A 4,115-nucleotide genomic window follows, 5' to 3' on the forward strand; every position below is an offset into this window, starting at 1 on the left:
GCAAACATTGCCCATGCCATCGAGGCTGAGCCGGCCTTTAACAACGGGGCTGAAAGTATAGGTCTGTTCCGTACCGAAATGCTTTATATGGATCGTACCACCGCTCCGGATGAAGATGAGCTATACAATATATTCTGCCAGGCTCTGGAGGCCGCCGGTGATAAGTCGATTATTATCCGCACCATGGATATCGGCGGCGACAAGCCAGTCGATTATTTAAATATCCCGACCGAGAACAATCCGTTCCTTGGCTACCGTGCGATTCGTATCTACGAAGAATACATCGAGCTATTCAAAACCCAGCTACGGGGTATTTTGCGGGCGTCGGCGCACGGTTCACTGAAGATCATGATCCCGATGATTTCCTCTGTGGAAGAAATACTGTGGGTCAAAGACGTACTGGCCGAAGTGCGTCAGGAGCTGCGAAAAGAAAAAGTACCGTTTGATGAGAAGATCCCGCTCGGGATCATGCTGGAAGTGCCTTCTGTCGCCTTCATCATTGACCAGTGCTGCGAAGAAATCGACTTCTTCTCGATTGGCTCGAATGATCTGACTCAGTACCTCATGGCCGTAGACCGCGACAACGCCAAGGTAACCAAAACCTACAACAGCCTCAACCCGGCCTTCCTGCGTACCTTGGATCATGTTGTCCGCGAAGTACACCGCCACGGTAAGTGGATTGGCCTGTGCGGCGAACTGGGTGCCAAGGGCTCTGTACTGCCATTGCTGGTTGGCCTTGGCCTCGACGAAATCTCGATGAGTGCCCCGTCAATCCCTGCGACCAAAGAGCGTCTTTCCAAACTCGACAGCCGTGAGTGCCGCCAGTTGCTCAACAAAGCCATGGCATGCCGGACCGCGATGGAAGTCGAGCACCTTTTGGCACAGTTCAGAATGGCGCAGAGTGATGCGCCGCTCATCACCACAGAGTGTATTGTGCTTGATGCGGATCTAGGCAGCAAAGAAGAGGTGATCAAGACACTGTCTGACAACCTATATCTGGCCGGACGCTGTCGCTACCCCGACAAGCTTGCCGATGATCTTTGGGCTCGAGAAGATGTCTTCTCGACCGGACTTGGATTCGGCTTTGCTATCCCGCATACCAAGTCGGAGCATATCGAGCAATCGACCATCAGTGTCGCCAAGCTCGCCAAACCGATCCTTTGGGGTGACGACGAGGCACAATTTGTGATTATGCTGACCCTCAACAAGCATGCAGCTGGTGATCAGCACATGAAGATTTTTTCCAAGCTGGCGCGGAAGATCATGCATATCGATTTCAGAGACAGCCTTCAGAAAGCAACCACTGCCGAGGAAATCGAACAGCTGCTTCAAAGCGCTATTACCGACTAGGTAGTACTTACTTCTTCGGGGGCCAACGCTTCTCTTCACGGCCCCCTCAACCCGGTTATTAATATGACTTCTATTAGAACAGCACTGGTAGGTTTTGGGATCTCGGGGCAGTGCTTTCAAGCCCCTATTATCGAATCGGTTGATGGCCTTGATTTGGTTGCCGTCGTCTCAACTAATCCCGACAAGGTCAACACTTTCCTGCCCGGAGTGAAAGTCTTCCCGAGCCTCGAAACACTGCTAAGTGACTGTGATGCTGAGCTGGTTGTTATTGCGACACCGAATGACCTCCACTATCCCATGGCCAAGCTGGCTCTCGAGGCAAACCGCCATGTAGTGATCGAAAAACCATTCGTGATTGACAGCGAAAACGGCGAAAAGCTCATCGAATTAGCCAAACAGAAAGACCGCCTGCTCAGCGTTTACCAGAGCCGCCGCTTTGACGGCGATTTCCTGACTATCCAACACCTCAAGAACTGCAACCAACTAGGCGATATTCACACTTTCTATTCCAGCTACAACCGCTATCGCCCCGAGGTAAAAGACCGGTGGCGCGAACAAGATCTGCCGGGGGCCGGAATTCTTTATGATCTGGGTGCCCATCTCATCGATCAGGCGCTGATCTTGTTCGGCATGCCCGATTCCGTCATGGCTCACCTTCGTAATCAGCGTCCCGGCGCTCAGGCCGTTGACCATTTTCATTTGGTACTCAGCTACCCGGATACGGAGGTGATCCTCCATGGTAATTGCCTCAGTACAGCGCCAGGCCCACGCTTTCAGGTCTTTGGCTCAAAAGGCACCTACATCAAGTACGGCATGGACAGCCAGGAGGATGATCTGCGTCAGAACAAAGGCCCCTGGTCAACAAACTGGGGACTCGACCCGGTTGAACATTACGGTTTACTCACCGATAGCAATGGCCACGAACAGCCGTTAAAGACCTTCAAAGGGGGCTATGAAGCCTTCTACCAACTTATCGCAAGTGCCATCCAGCATGGTACCCCTTTGCCTGTCGAGCCCAGCGATGCCCTTGATGTCATCAGAGTGATAGAGGCCGCTTATCAGAGCGAACAGCGCGGTTGCCGTATCGAACTGTCACGCTCGACGACATAAAACAATCAACAAGAACCGATTTCGAAACATACCCAATTAACCATTAATAAGGATTTTGCCATGATTTCAACAACGATTTTTCCCGGCCGATATGTCCAAGGCAAAGACTCTCGTAAGTTGCTGGGCGAAGAACTCGCTCGTTTCGGCAGCAAAGGCCTTCTCATCTGTGATCCATTTGTATATGACAACCTTCGCCATGAGTTCGAACCTTATATCAGCAGCCAGGTAGAGATCGACGTCGTACGTTTTGAAGGGGAATGCTGTGACGAGGAGATCGCCAGACTGGTCGAGCAGTTGAAAGCCTTCGACGGTCAGTTTGTTGTCGGCCTTGGTGGCGGAAAGACATTGGATACCGCAAAAGCCACAGCTTTTGAAGCCAAAGTGCCGGTCGCCATTGCTCCGACTCTGGCCGCCAGTGATGCGCCATGCAGTGCGTTGTCTGTGATTTACACCCAGACAGGCGAATTCAAACGCTACCTGGTACTGCCGACTAACCCGAACCTGGTGCTGATCGATACCCAAATCATTGCCAACGCCCCGACCCGCCTGCTGGTTGCCGGAATGGGTGATGCACTGGCAACCTGGTTTGAAGCCGAGTCGTGCAAGCAGAGCTTAGCCACCAATATGACAGGCCGCTTTGGCTCTATGTCTGCCTATGCGCTGGCTCACCTTTGTTACACCACCTTGCTGGAATATGGTGCCAAGGCAAAATCCGCCAATGATGCCGGCGTAGTGACTCCTGCCCTTGAGCATATTATCGAGGCCAACACCCTGCTCAGCGGGCTGGGTTTCGAAAGTGGTGGTCTTGCCGCCTCGCATGCGATCCACAACGGCCTGACGATACTCGAGCCTACTCATGCTTACCTGCATGGTGAAAAAGTTGCCTTCGGCGTGCTTTCATCTCTGTTCCTGACCGACAAGCCAGCAGCGAAAATCAACGAAGTCTTTAACTTCTGTGAAGCTGTCGGGCTGCCAGTCACCTTAGAGCAAATTGGCCTGAAAGAGGTCACTGACGAAGAACTCATGGCCGTGGCAGAAGCAAGTTGTGCCGAGGGAGAGACCATTCACAACGAGGCAATGCCGGTCACTAAGGAAATGGTATTTGCCGCGCTGAAAGCGGCTGACGCGGAAGGCAGACTACGCCGCCAAAAGGGTTAACACCATAATGAATGATCTACTCACCGAACTGCTGGCTGAAGAAAGTCGACTGCAGTTTGCCTATTTCAACCACCAGCGCGCATGGGAGCTCGGTTGCGCGCTTAAGGAAGCGGCCGAGCAACTTAACGCCAGTGTCGCTATTGATATTACGGTAAACAATCAGTGCCTGTTCAGCTATGCCATGCACAATACCACCATTGACAACTTGGAATGGATACGTCGAAAACGCAATGTAGTTCATCGTTATCAGCATAGTTCGTGGTATATGGGGAATTATTACAAAGCGAAAGAAAGTACAATTGAGAAAAGTGCTCTGATCGATCCGCGAGAATTTGCGCCCTACGGCGGCAGTTTTCCGTTGACGATCCGCAACACCGGCGTCATTGGGGCAATCTCAGTCTCGGGGTTACCGCAAAAAGAAGATCACCGGCTTATTGTCAATGTCCTGGAGCGCTTTCTCGACCCACATGAAACACAGGAAAATCGTGCATGATACG

General features: G+C 52.1%; 4 protein-coding genes. All 4 read left to right on the forward strand.

The window, feature by feature from the left end; genetic code table 11:
• A partial coding sequence (gene ptsP, locus MHN01_RS18720) for a phosphoenolpyruvate--protein phosphotransferase (protein WP_239412737.1) occupies positions 1-1,350 on the forward strand: 1,350 nt, incomplete at its 5' end.
• Between the two features lie 63 nt (positions 1,351-1,413).
• A complete protein-coding gene (locus MHN01_RS18725) occupies positions 1,414-2,460 on the forward strand; it encodes an oxidoreductase (RefSeq protein WP_239412738.1) in 1,047 nt (348 codons plus the stop codon).
• Between the two features lie 60 nt (positions 2,461-2,520).
• The gene (locus tag MHN01_RS18730) at positions 2,521-3,618 is read left to right on the forward strand and encodes a glycerol dehydrogenase (protein WP_239412739.1); all 1,098 of its coding nucleotides are present in this window, start codon (positions 2,521-2,523) and stop codon (positions 3,616-3,618) included.
• Positions 3,619-3,625: 7 nt separating this feature from the next.
• On the forward strand, positions 3,626-4,111 hold the full coding sequence (locus MHN01_RS18735) for a heme-degrading domain-containing protein (protein WP_239412740.1): 486 nt from the start codon (positions 3,626-3,628) through the stop codon (positions 4,109-4,111).
• The last annotated feature ends 4 nt before the right edge of the window (positions 4,112-4,115 follow it).

The organism is Photobacterium sp. OFAV2-7 (assembly GCF_022347985.1).
In the GTDB taxonomy this organism is placed as follows: domain Bacteria; phylum Pseudomonadota; class Gammaproteobacteria; order Enterobacterales; family Vibrionaceae; genus Photobacterium.